The 16125-nt window shown below is 46.0% G+C and carries 4 protein-coding genes; all 4 read left to right on the top strand.

All coding sequences use genetic code 11. From position 1 onward, the window contains the following. The first annotated feature begins 5 nt into the window (after positions 1–5). The 4 genes from C1S74_RS24895 to C1S74_RS24880 all read left to right on the top strand — a co-directional run bounded on the left by C1S74_RS24895 (position 6) and on the right by C1S74_RS24880 (position 15866). Positions 6–10529, top strand: a complete 10524-nt coding sequence (locus C1S74_RS24895) for a DUF11 domain-containing protein (RefSeq protein ID WP_103415388.1) — start codon at positions 6–8, stop codon at positions 10527–10529. A 30-nt stretch (positions 10530–10559) separates the two neighbouring features. Beyond that, positions 10560–14075, top strand: coding sequence for a TonB-dependent receptor (locus tag C1S74_RS24890; RefSeq protein WP_045398632.1), 3516 nt, complete (start codon positions 10560–10562; stop codon positions 14073–14075). Between the two features lie 29 nt (positions 14076–14104). Beyond that, entirely contained in the window at positions 14105–15022 is a 918-nt protein-coding gene (locus tag C1S74_RS24885) for an OmpA family protein (protein ID WP_045398630.1), read from the top strand. A gap of 352 nt (positions 15023–15374) precedes the next feature. After that, positions 15375–15866 carry a DM13 domain-containing protein gene (locus tag C1S74_RS24880; protein WP_045398629.1) on the top strand — a complete coding sequence of 164 codons (492 nt, stop codon included), beginning with the start codon at positions 15375–15377 and terminating at the stop codon, positions 15864–15866. The last annotated feature ends 259 nt before the right edge of the window (positions 15867–16125 follow it).

Here is a 16125-nt window from a genome sequence, read left to right as displayed (position 1 = left end):
TAAGTATGCCGAAAGATTTTAGTCGTTTGATTCGCACACTTGGTGGTGCGTTTTTGTCGTTCCTCATGGTATTGATTGCTATGCCTGCACAAGCGGATATAGCAGGACTGGATATCCAGTTGTCCCCAATAACTGGTCAATACGATAACGGCGACCAGATTGAATATACATTGACCCTAACTAACACCTCTGGTTCCACACTTTCCGGGTTAGAGGTCAATGATGAGATCATGAGCATTATGACTTCCGGTGATTCCGGAGGTTTAGTGAATGCGTTTGAAAGCGCAGAGATTTCAGCATCTGCGTCTTTTCTCTCATCGTCTGGTGATTACGACAGAAATGGCAACCTCACTGCTACAGATGTTCGCATTCGTAACAACGGCACCGTGTCCTACATCATTAAAGCAAAAGTCTCTGAGCAGGCTGCTGGTGATATTACTAACGTAGCTAATGTGCGTTCTGGTGCGCTTTCAAAAGAAGACTCCAACACAACGACGCATCAACGCGTTGTTTACGAGCATTCAATTGAACTTGATGTATCCGCAGATAGCTATGGCGTTGGGCAGACTCTAGTTTACACCTTAAAAGTGTCAAACACCGGTACAGCAAAAATCAAAGGTATGACGGTTGCAGACTTGGTAGCGAATATAGAGGCCGAGGACATCAGTGGTGCGACTGTCCCTGCGTTTACTTCTGTTTCAAATAGCTCTTCAGTCATTGGTTCTGGAAGTAACGCAGGTTCTTATTCAGTAAATGGCAACTTAGAAGCAAATGATGTGTCAATTGCCGTTGGTGGATCGGTTACCTACACCATCCGAGGACAGGTAGCTTCAACATTGGTTGGAGACATCATCAATGACAGTGCAGAAGCGGAAACGCGAGACGACAATAAACCTGCCGTTGATATCACTACGCCACCCGAAGAAGCTGATGTCACGCTTACGCATACGTTGAACAAAACGGACGATTATCTCGTTAGCGAAGATTTCTCCTACACCATTTCAGTGCGCAACGCAGTAGGCGCAGGTATTGCACATAACTATACCGTTCAGCAACTGATGGACTCACTGGAATCAGAGTTAGGTCACGACATCAGCAATGATAAAAACGCTGATGATACAACAGGAAACCCTTACTCAACCTGGACCAATGAAGTCATTTCTATTGGGGCAAACAGTACCTCAGAGCTTGAAGCGTCCGGAAAGCAAACCGACAAGTCACTTAACGATAAAGTATCAATCTACCCAGCTGAAGAGATCCTTTACTCTGTGGTCGTGCACGCAAGCTCAGTTTCTATTGGTGAAATTCCACAACTAGAAGCCAAAGTTCTGAACGATGAAGGCAGCGCTGATTCTGCTGGTGTACTTGCTAATACGCTAAATACAGAAGATGTCCTAGATTCGTCATCAAGCAAAATTACTCGACACAAAAAAACGACAGACACGACTTATGTACCTGGTGTATCAGGGGAAAACGAAGTGGTCTATGACATCCTGATATCGAACTCGGACACCAAATATTTTGCTAACGATGTGGCGGTGCTAGACAAGTTCGCGTGTAACGTGACTGAACAAGTTGATGGTCCAACGGGTTCTGCTTTTTCTGAATGGAAACTGGAAGTCGCAGATAGCCGTGGTGATGGTTCGAATTACGGCTCTTTTAATTATGGTGCATGGACAACCAATGATATCGATTTGAAAGTCGATTTAGCTCCAGAAGGGTATGTTCGCTACAAACTGACGGCAAGAGTGTCGGATAACAGTGTTGGTCAAATTGTCGATGATGGGACGGATGCGGGTTTATGCCTTGGTGATGATCTAGAAGAGAGCGGGTCTGGTGTTCAGATGCCGAACTCAAATCTCAAAGTTCAAAAAGAAGTGGATTCGCGCTACTACTCTGCGGGGAACACTTTGAACTACACCATCACGGTTGAAAATAGCGGTGATGGTTATGCGATTGATGTGCCTGTATACGATGATCTTGCCTCAGTAACGACTACGTCAATCAATGGTACGTCGACCAAAGCTTACATTAGTTGGGTGATTACCGCTGAATCCTACGCGGAAGATGGTTCGGTTTCTACCATTAGTGAGCCTGGCTTTACGGGTGAGATTGATGGTAACCAAACTAACAAGAATATTCTTGATGTGAATGCGATGGTTGCCCCTCATGAAACCATTATTTATTCGATTGAAGCTGTAGTTAACCCAATTGCAGATGATGAAATTCGTAACGAAGTTGAAGTAGATGATACGCTTTATTCAGACCGAGGGTCTTATCCACGTGATTACTACTTGGTACTGGACAAACGCGTGGATGGTAATGATGAGCAGAGTTGGTATACCAACACCACAAATGAAATCACTTACACCATTAGTGTGACCAACCCTGAAGGCAATGGTTTTGCTTCCAATATCGAGATTCAAGATGAAATCAGTACCATAGAAGCAGAGCTGCTTGAGCCAACGGGTGCGACGAAGAAAGTTTTTACCTCTTGGACAGTTACTGCAGATATTGAGGCTGATTCTCCTTGGTTGAAAGTCGCGGCTGACGCTGGAGATTTTTCCGACAACAACGATCTCGATGTAACAGCGCAAATCCCGCCGGGTGTGACAATCACATACACCATTGCTGGTACGTTGGATCGTAGCATTGATACAGAGATTCTATGGGGGTCTTTCTCAAACACGGCAACCGTAAAGTCAACTGAAGCGGAAGATCACATTAACTTATCGGATTCGGTTACGACGCATCCGCATGAGCCGAATTTAGTCGTAGCGAAAACGGCACAAAACACTGATTTTGTTGTTGGTGAAAGAGCGACGTTTGATATCTACATCTACAACCGTGGAACAGGCTATGCCAACGATGCAACGGTTAAAGATGACATCGAAGCGCTTAACTTTTTCTCTAGCTGGTCGGTAACAGGCTCTACGGACACTGACGAACCAGGCTCGCGTTATGGTGACGTAGCAGATAATGAAAATATTGACACTGACGTTGATATTACACCGGGAGGGTGGGTGCATTATGAGGTCTCTGGTATCGTCAAAAGTGATTACCCACACGATCAGGTTTCTAACCGAGTTGATGTTTATGACCCATTAACGGACCGTGACCACAGTTCTTCTGCTCAAATCGACAATAAAGACAGTGCTTATGACATCAATGTTGCGTTGACAAAAACAACCAATGTTGTGCGCTACACCCCAGGTGAAGAACTCGAGTACACCATCGTGATCGGCAACAATGGTGACATTGCAGAAACGGACCTGATCTTGATCGACCGCTTGAGTGATATCACAACCACCCTTGCTAATGACAAAGATGGTGAATCAGAGGATTTACTTGAGCAAAATCCTTTTGAACATTGGTCGTATTCTGTTGACGGTGGCGCCTACAGCACGCCTAACACTGACGATGTTGAGATCCCTCTAAATATTCCTGCTAATGATTTTATTATCGTTAAGATCAAAGCGCTGGTAAAAGACAATGCGGTTTCTAACGGGGTAGAAGCGGGTGAACAATATTTGATCCGCAACGAGGCATTGTTGATTCACAAAGATGATGCAGGTTGTACTACTTCTTGTGAGTATCTAAAACGTGCCGTTGCTGAAAACCATCAGGTCTACAACAATGGTGATGTTTTCCGTACCACCAACATCAACCGTTACTCGCCGGGTGACGAGCTGATCTACACCTTCAAATACACTTCACAAGATGGCAAAGGTTATCGTAACAACGTTGATGTAAATGAACTGATAAACGGAATTTCAGTGGACTTGCAAGATGGCTCTACTGGTAATCCATTTTATGATGATGCTTCTGGCACTAATAAGTTTACGGTCAATGTAGCGAAAAGTGATCCTGCGAATGCTGGTACAACCGATGGCACTAAAGACGGTACTGTTGCTGACAACAGTAATATTGTAACGACGATTGATATCGATGAAGGCGAAGATGTTACCTATACCGTTAAGGGCAGAATTCGACCAGATGCAGTCGGTAATATTAACTATCGTGACACTATCGTTATCCCCAATGACTACCACTTAAACTTCGACAAAGTGACCGATGAAACGGTATATGAACCGGGGCAAACTATCACTTACCGTTTGATTATAGAGAATGATGGTGCTGGCAATGCTCATGACATTCCAATCGTTGATGAACTAACGAAAATTGAAACCGAATTGGTTGATGGTTCTACGGGTGCAGCTTTCACTACTTGGACAATTACTTCTAAAGCTAGTGGTGAAGATGCGGACTATGTTGACGCAGGTGCAGGTGCTGACACTGTTTACTCTTCTAGTAATGTCGATCTAAATGTGTCCGCAGATATCCCAATGGGAGCAACCCTAGAGTACGAAGTGGTTGCAACGATCAATGACAAAGCAAATGGTGACATTGTTAACCTGTTCACGGTTGATGGCGATACCATTTCTCACGACATCAAACAAGCTACGAACAAAATCGAATACGAAAAAAATATTCTCGCGTATTACGATGTTGATGGTAACGAGCTTACTGGTGCAACTCACTACATGCCGGGCGGATATGTTGAGTACGAAATTCGAATTGAGAACACAGCGAGCGCACACGTTGATAACTTTAGTCTAAGAGACGATATTGACGAAATTACAACGGACTATTACGACGGTACACGCGGTCCCGCGTTTGACAGTTGGACAATTGAAACTTTCTCTGATGCCTCGGGTATTACCAATCCAGACGTTGACAATGCGATTCAAGACAACCAACCGATCGATTCTCACTTTGATATCGCGGCGGATAACTTTGGCGGATTCTTATCTGAGCCATTTGTTCGCTATGTTATTCGCGCCAAGATCAGTCCTAAAGCGGTAGGATCGTTTACTAACCGTGCTCATATCGATGAAGATAATGGGAATAATTTGATCGCAGTTTCTCCTCCTTCTTCAATGGCGGATCCGGAGATTAACTTCAGTAAGAAGGCTTTTTCTGATGCCGGATTTAGTGCTGAGAAAACGACCTACTCACAGGCATCTGGTGAGAGTGAGGTTTACTACCGCATTCAGCTGAAAAACAATGGCTACGGTACCGAGTATGGCTCTCGTCTAAAAGATACCATCTCTGCAATTCAAACTCGTATCGCGGAAGACAACGCAACGGCAGGTAGCGATCCTGCCGACCAGCCGTTTGATTCAGGTTGGGAAGTGATTCTAGTAAAAGACGCAGCTTCAGGTTCGATCACCGAAGCGGTTGGTTTTGTCGATGGTAACAACATCGATATTGAAAACGACATCGTTATTGCGCCTCAAGAATCGTTGACGTTCACCGTTCATGGCACTATCCGAGAAGATGCCTTGGGTGATATCAAAAACACCGCGAACTACGACGGTAAAAACCGTACTGCCACTTTGCTTCCTTTAACGAACAACATCAATGTTGAAAAACGTGTTGTATCTATAAATGGTACCCCGTTTTCTTCTGGGGATACTTACATCCCGGGTGATGAAGTGGAGTATGAGTTCGTCGTTACTAACCCAGAGAACGGGTGGGCAAACGACGTACGTATTCAAGATACAGTGACGGATATTGGTGTAGAAGTTATTGGTGGTGCAAGCAAATCTGCGTACGTATCTGGCGACATCAACCACACTGTTAGCAATGGCATCGACGCCAACATTGATACTCATGTACCGGGTTACAGTGCGGCTGGGAATCTAGATATTGAAGTCGATATTGCGGCTGGTGAAGCGCTGACCTTCAATCTGACAGGCACAGTAAGAGACGATGCGCTGGGTGAAATTGAAGAGAACCGAGTTATCGCTGATGGTAAATCGGCAACATCGGAGCCTATTCCACCTAAGCCTTCAGAAATTAACTACTTCAAGACTTTAGAGTACACCGATGGGGACTCTGCAAGTTGTACGGTTCCATCAAGTGATGGCAGTGGCTGTACTTACGCACCACGTGGTGATGTGGAATATCAGGTCACATTAGAAAATACGGGTGAAAGTATTGCCAATGATGTTCAAGTGATTGATGCAATAAACAACATTAATACATCCGATGGTACAGCGGCATTTACACAGTGGTCTACGTCGATCGCAGTCGAGCCGACGGGATCTTATGCTGTTAATGGCAATTACAATGGTAACGTTCCACTAAATGCGACCGTTGATCTTCGCCCAGGAGAGTACATTGTCTTCGATGTGAAAGGGACGGTGGCTGCTTCTGCGACAGGTTCAATAACCAATACTGCACAAGTCAATGGCGACAACACGAATGATATTGTTCTGGAAGCTGGCCGATCTCAGTACTTGATCGATAAATGGACTGATACTCCTCAATATGTACCGGGTGGAACGGTTAACTACTACATCGATATTACCAATGATGATGTAAGTACCGGCTTTTTTGGTCTGCTGGATGACATTAACAGTTTTGAAGTTGAAACGGTTGATGGCTCTATGAAGCCTGCTTTAGAAGAATGGACTCTGGATTATGAAGTGTTGTTTGATTCTGCACCTTCAGATCCAGCGGCAAATGATTTCTCCGAGCTAAATAAACTCGTTGGTGTAACTAATCCGGATATCAATATTCCCGCGGGTTCAATAAAAATGGCAGGACGCGATGATGCCGGTACTGGTGGCGGTGATAAATACACCGTTATTCGTATCCACATCCAAGGTAAAGTTCGTGATGATGCTGTAGGCCGTTTTACCAATACCGCTTTCCTTCTATATGGTCTGGGTAGTAAACGAGCGAAGCTAACACAGGGCTACATCACACCAAAACCAGGCCAATTGGAACTGACCAAAGAGACTACGCCGATTGCAGAGCCGGATGCGAAATACCAACCGGGTCAGCCTGTTGCGTACAAAATCACGTTAACTAACGTCGGTGAAGGTTACTTGGTCGACCAAGTGTTGGTGGATCGCATCGATACCATTATGACCGATGTGGCGAACAGTACTGACAATGAACAAGCCTTCACGGGTAAGTGGGTGATCAGTGATGAAGTGCTGGGTGGTAGTGGTGCTCCTTTGCTGAACGCTCGTAAGAACGTTATCGATACCGATCAAGGTTACAGCGCGACTTACAGTATCCACCCTGGCGATAGTTACTCTTTTGTTGTGACGAATACGGTCAACGATAGAGCAAAAGGCAACATTACTAACGTAGTTAAAGTCGACAGTGATGGTACAGACTACACAGCGGAAGCAACGTATTTGCCTGAAGACGCGCAAGTCACGTTGACAAAAGAAGTCGATAAGCTTGAGTACCTACCGGGCGATACGCTGACTTATACCGTGACAGTTAAGAACAACGGCTTAGGTTGGGCAGAAGCGGTTGAAATTAAAGACACCTTGAAGTCGATTGAAACGACACTTGCTGGCGGTACCACAGGAAAAGCATTTGACCCAAGTTCGATTCAGATTTCAGCGGTTTCAACAACTGGTGAAACGCCAGTTCCAGCACCAACAACAGGTGAAGATCTGAAAGAGACGCTCGATATCGCCCCTGAAGATACGATCGTTTATACCATTCAAGCGACAACGGTAGCCAATGCGACTGGTGACATCACCAATATCGCGAGCACAACGTTTGAAGGGAATACAACAGAAAAAAGTGCAATCAGTACGCCGATTCTAGCGACGGTATCCATCGACAAATCGGTAGACACCCCGATCTATGAAGTGACGAAGCTGATTAACTACGACATTACGGTGAGTAACACGTCATTGGCGTTTGCTTCTGGTGTTGAACTGAAAGACATCATCAGCGACATCGATGTTGACACCACCAGTGGCAATAAAGAGTCGGCGTTTATGTTGTGGGAAGTGACGTATGAAGCATCGGACGAACGCACTGTTGTGACACCAAAAACGTTCGAGCTGAGCGACGATATTAATGCAACCATGGATATTGCGCCTGAAAGTACCGTGACTTTCCGTGTGAAAGCGCTGATCCGTACCACAGCGATTGGTGAAATCAGCAACACTGCAACCGTCACTTACAACGGTGTCTCTCAAGATTCAACGGCGATTATGCTGCCGATGGATGCGGACTTCGTTGCAACTAAAACAAACGTTCAAACCGAATACGAGCCTGGTGAAGAGTTGGAGTTCTTGATCACCATCGAGAACACCTCGAATAACTACATCACCGATTTGAGTGTGGTGGATGACATGTCGTCTATCCAAGTTGGTTACTACGACGGCACAACAGGCCCTGCGTTTGTGGATGGCTCAACATCGCTTGAGGTGGAATCGCAAACCATAGGTAGCAACGTCGACTCCATCAGTCCGACAGAATATAGTGTCGATATCGCACCAAAAGGCACGGTTGTATTTCGCGCCAAAGGTACGGTCGTCGATTCGGCAACTGGTGCTATCGTCAACACCGCGCAGGTCGATGGTGGAGAGGTAATCAGCCCGCCAGTACAGAGTGTTAGTGCAGTGGTACAGGCCGAGCTTTATACCGATGCTCCACACTATGTACCTGGTGAGCAAGTGGAATATCACCTTGTGATTGAAAACATCGGACGTGGTATTGCGAAGAACGTCGCTATTTATACTCAGTTTGGTGAATCCATGGGTGATTACATCGATGGCTCACGCAACAAAGCATTCGATAACTGGACTCTAACCGCAGACTGGCAAGGGGCTGAGACTCAGCCGGGCGATTATGAAGACAGTAAAGATCTCTTCACTATTGTTGATATCGCACCGGGCGGTAAGATTGATTACACTTTCACGTTGACCGTCAATGAAGACATGCTGACCAACATTGATGTACTCGGTTACTACTTAGATCTGACGTGGAATCCGGCTGCAATGGCACGCTCAAAAGGCATGATGCCTTCGCCAACCTCAGTGCAGGGTTCTGCAGACCAAGTCGCAGCGTTGGATTTACCGCCTGTTCCTGCTGAGCTTGTGGTCGAGAAGCGTTCTGATAAGCCGGAATACACACCGGATGATGACTCCGTCACTTACTACCTAGCCGTGACTAACCAAGGTGATGGTAACGCAGCCAGTGTTCGCCTAACCGATGAAATCAGTGAGCTGCAAAATGAAGCGGGCAACAAAGTCTTTACCGACTGGACCATCGAAGGTGTCGAAGTAGACGACAGCGGCAGCGTGATTGATCGCCATACGTTCCCAGCAAGCGAAGATTTGGATTTAACGGTTAACTTAAAGTCGAAAAAACGTAATGCGTTTGCCTTTGAAGTTGTGGGCACGCTAGGTAAAGGCTTGGATGACGACATCACTAATACTTTTACTGCGACAGAAACCGACGGTACACAAACCAGTGACAGCGTGACCACGCACATCAAGAAGATCCCAGATAACAATGGTGAACTTCTGCTAACGAAAGCGGCGTTGCAAGACACCGCGCAAGTGGGCGATGCCGTGGAATACGAAGTGATCGTGGAAAACAACAACGAATCGTACTTCAAAAACGTCACCGTGGAAGACCGTTACCCAGGCGGCTTCAAGTACATTCTTGATACATCGGAAGTGGTGTTGAGTGGCCCAGATGGTGAGTTTGGTAATGAAGACGACCGAGTGTTGACGATTGAACCATCAGACACAGGCAAGCTGCTGTTTACATCATTGAACTTCGATCCGGGCGAGAAGCTACGTATTCGTTATCTACTGCGAGTTTCCGTTGGCGCGACGTTTGGTGACTACATCAACACCGCAGTATCGAAAGTCGATGGCCTTGCGGTGTCGAACGAAGACAGTGCCAAAGTGACCGTAGAGCCAGACAAGGTATTCGATACCTCATCCATCATCGGTAAGGTGTTTGAAGACCACAACAAAGACGGTTTCCAAGCAGACGCGACGGCATTTGATGTGGAATTGATTGCCAACTTGCCTACACAGGACTACATCGCTGGCTCTACAATCGTCGTCCGCGATGGGAAAGAGCTGTCGGTTGAGGATGAGCAAGACAATGGTCAAGTGATTTCAGCCGTGCAAGAAGGTGTTGAATTGGGTGATCTGTGGGGCCACTCGATAAACCGCACCATCTCTGAAACAAAATCTGTCGCGATTCAATTCAAAACACGTACTCGTGAGAGCTTTGATTTTACCGTCACATCGGACGGTGGTTCGCGCATCGAATTTGATGCGCAAGGCCAAATCAAGTTTGCTCATGAATCAGACAAAAAGAACGGCCTAAGTGCAGAGAATCTTAACGTCACAAGAAACCTCTATCGACATGGCGATGCCTACTTGTGGGAAATCGTGATTGAGAACAAAGGGGTTTATGAAGACGGGATACCTGGTGTCAAGCTGATGACGGTGGAAGGCATCGTCATTCATACAGACCAGTACGGACGCTACCACGTGCCCGATCAATGGGTGCTGAATAAGAAAGGGAAAAACTTCCTAGTGAAGTTAGACACTGACTCGTTACCGACTTCGATGGAAGTGGTGAGCGAAAACCCGAAAGTGTTGCGAATTACCCCGAATAAGCTCACGAAGTTTAATTTCAGTGTTCATCGCAAAGCGAAAGACACCGAGCAAGAGTAGTGAGTCATTTGAGCAGTATCTGGAATTTGTATGAAAGTATTTAGCAAGTCTCGTTTAGCTACCTGTATTATTTCTGCCATGCCGATGATGGGCATGGCAGCCGATACCAGCAAGCTAGAAAAACTCGAGTCAGAGACCACTGATATCTCGGTCGAAACACCAAAACAAGAAGACGACGCATCGCGTATTTATTTAGACCAAGGCGCAATTTGGGCGAGTCGTGATATCACGCGATTTGACCCAGTGCTGGATGTGAGTGTCAGTGATGAGCTGGAGGTGGAAGAGGGTACGCTGCGCGATAGCGTTGGTTTCACCATTACCACTAACTACAGTTACTACATCAAAAAATACCAACTTGAAGTTTATCGTGTGGGCGACTTTGGTTTGTCCGAGCCGATTGCCGTGCTCGAAGGCGATAAGTTGGCCAACGATTTTGACATCAACTGGGACGGTGCTACGGACGTAGGCTACCAATTTGATGCCGGTGGCCAACTGTTGTTCCGCCTTAAAGCGTGGGACAAAGACGGCAATATGGATGTCACTACTGTGGGTGTGACGGATCTCGTTCGTCCGGATGCAGAAGTGGACATTGATCGTAACGACAACGAAGATGAAGAAGGCAAAGGCCGCAGCTATGGCCAAGCTAAGTTGATGCGTCACAACATTCCGACCGACGCAGGTCTAGCGAAGTTTATTGGTACCGGCCTTAAAGGCGTCGATAAAGTCATCATTGGCGAAGACGAATTCGACGTTGAAGATGGCAACTTATACGCTGAGCAGTACCTTCCTACCGACGCGTACGTATTCCCAACCAAAGTCGTGTTTGGCAATGGCGATGAGCGCCGCTATCAACTCTACGTGCGTATCCCAGACACTTACTATGCTCAAACCGGTTTGGCAGATTTGTACATCGGTAAGAACAACGTATCAGGCAACAGTGCAGCGCTTGGCGTCGATGATCAATACCAAAATGACATCTACAACCAAGGTCGTTTGGCGTACTTTGGCCAAGGTAAGTTTGGTGACAAGCTGCGTATTACTACCCACTTCGATACTAAAGAAAGTGAACTTAAAGACATGTTTAAGCACCCGTTTGCGTCGGAAGATTCAGAGGTGTTTGACATTCTGGAAGACGATGACGAGTTGTACTACGGCAACTATGGCGACAGCTCAAACATCGAGAAAGTGGTCAATACCAAGGGCAAAGTCTACCTAAATGTAGAATACGACAAGTCGCAGTATTTGTGGGGTAACTACAACACGGGTGTCACAGGCACAGAAAACAGCGATTACAACCGTAGCTTATATGGCTTCAAAGCAGACTACCGCACTCGCGATACCACTCAATACGGTGAAGACCGATTGAACATCGTTGGTTTTGCAGCAGAAGCGGATTCTCTGTACGCACACGATGAATTTCTTGGCACGGGCGGCTCGCTTTATTTCTTGCGTCATGGCGAAGCCGTACCAGGCAGTGACAAGGTTTACGTCAGGGTCGTGGATGAAAGCGGTTTAACGCAAAACGAAGTGCCACTAGAGCCGGGGCGTGACTATGAATTCGACCCATACCAAGGCCGAATTATCCTGACTAAGCCGCTAGACAACATCATGTCTGACAGCTTTGGCAGCGTGATTGAAGGCAACGACGATTACGAAAACTATCTCGTTGTGGACTACGAATACGTACCACAAGGCTCTGACTCACTGGATGCCATGTCTTACGGTGGTCGTGTGAAAGGCTGGGCGAATGACTACATCGGCCTTGGTGTGACCTACGCAACGGAAGAGAAAGACAACCAAGATTACCAAGTCTACAGCTCTGATTTGACACTCCGTGCGACGGAAGGGACGTTCATTAAAGCTGAATTCGCACACAGTGAAGGCCGGCAAACTGAGTCGAACTTTGTCTCGTACGATGGTGGTTTAACATTTTCGCCGGTTGGCGACAGCCTTGACGATCGTGAGGGTGACAGTATTCAAGTGACGGCGGTTGCTAACCTGTATGACTTGGCACCAAGTATCTTTGGTGCGGTCGGTAACGACGTCAAACTTTGGTACAAAGACAAAGACGCCGGTTACAGCTACGCGAGCAGCAGTGACGACCTTGAGCAAGAAGCTTATGGGGCGGAGTTGCGTCTGCAAGCCACTGACCGCATTGCTGTGCTATCACGCTTTTCTGCCAACGAAGAGCGTGACATGGATGGCAATCTGAAAACAGATTCAGAGACCATTGAGCTAGAAACTCAATTCAAACTGACTCAGCACATCAAGCTCTCGGCAGCAGGCCAACAGGTGGATGAGCTAAACCAAGCCGATGAACAAAGTAACGCGACCTTGGCAGGTTTACGTTTGGATTACATGTGGGACAGCGACAACAGCGTGTATGTCAAAGGCCAAACCACCATGAACCAATCGGACGACTACGACGACAACGATAGCGTTTCTGTTGGTGCTGAGTTCCGCGTGTTGGAAGACTTATCACTGGGCGGTGAGTACACCACTGGTGATCGTGGTGAAATTGCCGAAGCGACCGTAACCTATGATGTCTCTGACGACCACTCTACCTATGTCACTTACGTGGATGACAACTACGAAGGTGAAAACAACGTGATTGTCGGCCAACGTGCTGACCTGACTTCAAGCGTGGATTTCTACCAAGAGAACCAGTTTGTTGATGAAAATGATGGCCATGGCCGTATCGACTCCTACGGATTTGGATACGACGTGACGGATGATGTCGAAATGGGCATTGGTTATCAGCAAGGTGAAATCGAAGATGATGAAAACCAAATCACTGAGCGACAATCTGTCAGCTTGAATGCGTCAATCGATTTGGATGACATCAACTTGAGCCACAAACTGGAATATCGTGTCGACAAGAACGAAGACGATCCCGATGTCGCACAGCGAGAGCTGGAGCAGATCGTGACGACCAACAGTTACACACATCGCTTAACAGAAGAGCACACCCTGTTTGGTAAATACAACTACTCGATTACTGAGAGTCAAACCACAGGTGAGACCATGGCGCGCTTTGTCGAAGCAACAGGTGGCTTGGCGTACCGTCCGATCTACAACGACCGTCTGAACTTATTGAGCCGTTATACCTACATTGCGGATTATGACCAACTAGAACGTGACGTAGATTACCAAGATGAAACCAGCCAAATCATCGAAGTCGAAGCGATTTACAGCATCGATGAAAACTGGGATGTCGGCGCAAAATACGCACACAAAGACAAAGAAGAAGTCTTTGCGCGTGAATCCGGTAAGAACGAAATCGTCAAAAGTGACATTGACCTGTATGGCTTAAGCGCCTCTTACCGAGTAATGAAAGAGTGGGACGTAACCGGTGAATACCACTGGAAAACGGACACCTTAAATGATGAGTTGGAGCATGGTGCCTTGGTGTCAGTGAACAAGCACATCGGTAACAACTTCAAAGTCGGCATTGGTTACAACTTCTCTGCCTTTGATAGCGACTTAACCAACGATGATGACTACGATGCACAAGGCGTATTCATTAACTTAGTTGGTAAGTTATAACCCCACCTGTGAATGAGTGAGAGGAATTTATGAAAACAACCCTTCGTCTTCTTGGTGGGGTAGTCGGCACGCTGCTTGTTGCTGGTTGCGCTACCGATACTTACGTAAGCCAAGAGAACCGAGACAAGTTTACGGACTTGGACGTATCGAAATTCTTAATCAGCGAATGTTTAGCGCCAGAGCGAGAAATTCACATTGCTGTGGCAGAGCACTTTGCTTTTGATAAGTACAACATTCGAGACGTAGATGCGACGAGTTTGAATGCCTTCGTGCATGAAATCGAAGGCTTAAGCGGTCGAATTACCATTGTTGGTCATACCGATTACAAAGGCTCACAGGAATACAACGAAGCCTTGTCACTGCGCCGCGCTCAATCAGTGGAGAGCTTCCTGAAAGAAAAACTCAACCCAGACCATTATGACTGGGAAGTGAAGTATTTTGGTGAAACGCAACCATTAGCGCTAGGTAAAACCGATCAGGATCGTGCTGAAAACCGCCGTGCTTTTGTGGTGTTCGAAGAAGCGCAAAAATATGAAGAAATGCCATTTTGTGAGCCACCAAAACCGGATCGCAAAATCTACATGGCAATGACACCGCACTTCGATTTCGACAAGTCCAAACTAAAGCCAGAAGATTTGTCGAAGTTGGACAGTTTCACTGATAAGCTGCAGGGCTTGCAGGGCAGTATTCTGGTCGCGGGTCATACCGACCAAATTGGTTCACTGTCTTACAACGAGAAGTTGGCGCAGCGACGAGCAAGAGAAGTGGTGAAGTATCTGAAAACCAAAATCGATCCATCGCAATTCTTATGGGAAGTGAAATCGTTTGGTGAGCTACAACCGGTTGTTAATGAACGTTCCAAAGAGGCTAATGCCCTTAACCGCCGAGCCTTCATTGTGTTCAAAGAAGGAGCGATAGAGCAACCCACTATTCAACCTAAACAGTAAATAAAAACACAGCCGACTTTAGTCACTTAGTGTATTGAAAAGGTCGGCTTTTTATGCAGCCCCGCTTGCGCTTTTTAACCTCATCACTTTCCTTCCCTTAATACTCTGTTCAAAACAAAACTTTCTTACCCATCACAGATGAATACCACCTTTTGATTCCATAAGTTGCACTTGCTTGAATGACAATTGTTCGATTTGAGTATCAAAAACCGCAATATAATAACGATAATTGTGACTTTGACCTGAAAAATATATAGGAAAGTTCCTATTTTTAGGTAATACCCTGATTTGGCTGAATTTATGGACTAAATTTATTATTGACGTCGTATTCGCTAAAGCTAGGTATATAACTATGAAATGGACTTTATTGCTTGTGAGCCACACATTATGTGTTTTGGCTGGTTTTGCTGGTGGAATTTACGCACTACCAATTCTTATACAACCGGCTTCTCCGGATGTTTCTGTTATCTCTAACTCCTCTGAAGGCGTGCTCTATCAAGGCTCATTTGACCGTAATCGAGCTGACAGTGATTTTTTGCATTGGGGAGAGGGAAAAATTTGGCTAACAGAAGACACGCTAGCCTTCGAAGGTAAACTTGCGCCTGGGCCAGATTATAAGCTTTATCTCTCACCAACATTTGTTGAAACCGAAGTTGAGTTTGAACGATTGAAGTCACAAATGATTCAAGTGGGTGACGTGAACACATTTGATCGCTTTATGGTCAATCTTCCTGCCGATCTGCCTTTAGATGACTATACGACCGTCATTGTTTGGTGCGAAACGTTTGGAGAGTTTATTACCTCTGCCAAGCTTGAATCTGTCTCAAATCTGAACCGAAGCTGATAGCCCCAAAGTTTTAACTGATACCAAATTAAAAATGACAGAAACGTGACAAAGTGAAAAATTCAATAGCCAATATCTCGGCGCTTGATTTTTGACATTAATGTTCGCTTAGTCATAAATCTACGAATAATTAATATTTGATATAAGTCGGAAAAGTATTGTGCCAATTGTTCAACGTTATTTAGTTATATTCCTGCTGACTCTCCTTGCATCTGCCAAAGCGATGGCGGCGGGGGAGATCGAAATATCTTTCACTCCT

Origin of the sequence: Vibrio hyugaensis (genome assembly GCF_002906655.1) — a bacterium.
Lineage (GTDB): Bacteria > Pseudomonadota > Gammaproteobacteria > Enterobacterales > Vibrionaceae > Vibrio > Vibrio hyugaensis.
The sequence above is the reverse complement of the archived record's forward strand: the minus strand, read 5'-3'. Positions and strand labels throughout refer to the sequence as shown.

Excerpts from the sequence above, each read along its gene's own strand:
- C1S74_RS24895 (WP_103415388.1), top strand. The coding sequence starts at position 6 with ATGCCGAAAGATTTTAGTCGTTTGATTCGCACACTTGGTGGTGCGTTT.
- C1S74_RS24890 (WP_045398632.1), top strand. The coding sequence starts at position 10,560 with ATGAAAGTATTTAGCAAGTCTCGTTTAGCTACCTGTATTATTTCTGCC.
- C1S74_RS24885 (WP_045398630.1), top strand. The coding sequence starts at position 14,105 with ATGAAAACAACCCTTCGTCTTCTTGGTGGGGTAGTCGGCACGCTGCTT.
- C1S74_RS24880 (WP_045398629.1), top strand. The coding sequence starts at position 15,375 with ATGAAATGGACTTTATTGCTTGTGAGCCACACATTATGTGTTTTGGCT.